Source organism: Polynucleobacter sp. AP-Feld-500C-C5, assembly GCF_018882265.1.
Classification (GTDB): Bacteria; Pseudomonadota; Gammaproteobacteria; order Burkholderiales; family Burkholderiaceae; genus Polynucleobacter.
In genome coordinates, this window is record NZ_JACVOW010000012.1 from 1 (window position 1) to 1,029 (window position 1,029).

The window sequence follows — 1,029 nt, forward strand, 5'->3', positions numbered from 1 at the left end:
GGTTCTGAGCTAGCTCTATCGCCAGGGCCTCATACTCTTCTTGGGTATTGGCAATAAGCTCTGGTAAGCCAATAGCATTTAAGAGGCTAGCAGCTACGCGGCTAGCAAAAGATTGCCCCATTAAAGTTAGAACTGGTAATCCAGTCCATAAGGCATCACTAGCGGTTGTCCCAGCATTATAGGGAAGGGTGTCTAAAAATAAATCGCACACACGATATCGGGCTAAATATTCATCCGCAGGAATGCCTTTGCCAAATACTAATCTTGCACTATTAATACCTCTCGCTTCAGCCTCTTTTTTAAGGTTAGCTTCTGCCCATTGAGTTTCGGCGTATAAGAAAAGTACGCTATCTTGCGTGCCCTCTAGTATCTTCATCCAACTATCAAAGGTCCTTGGCAGTAACTTATAGTTATTATTAAAACAACAAAAGACAAAACCCTTTTCTGGCAGCCTAAGCTCTTCTCTTGTGAACTGCCTGTCTGATATTGCTCGCTTTCTATCATTGACCTGATAGCTAGGCAAATAGATAATTTTCTCTGCATAGAATTTTTGCAGATCCTCTGGAATAAGGATGCTATCTGCTAGGAGGTAGTCAATGTACTGGGCACCCGTAGTACCTAAATATCCAATATAGCTAGTTTGTATTGGGGCAGCTCGATAAGCAAAAATGCCAGGTCGACTAGCAGCAGTATGCCCCCCTAAATCTAGCGCAATATCTACTTCTAACTCTCTAGAGAGTTTTGCGATCTCTAGGTCAGACATATCACGCGCGTCAATAAATTGATTGAAAGCCTGACTTAAACGCAAACGCATAGAGCTTTTATCATCAACTCCTAAAGAAAAAGCAATGATCTCAAACTTCTCTTTGTCATGTAGTTCAAATAATTCTGCCATCAATACTGAAACAGCATGATTTCTAAAGTCAGCAGAAAAATAACCAATACGAATTTTCTCTTTTTTAGCCAACTTAGGAATGGGACCTAAAGCAGTATTGATTGGGTGCCTATCTTGCACATAAATCTCAGAAG

At 40.9% G+C, this 1,029-nt stretch carries 1 pseudogene; it reads right to left on the minus strand.

The features are described 5' to 3' along the window. Positions 1-1,029: pseudogene (locus ICN21_RS01675) on the minus strand (hypothetical protein); the annotation flags it as partial.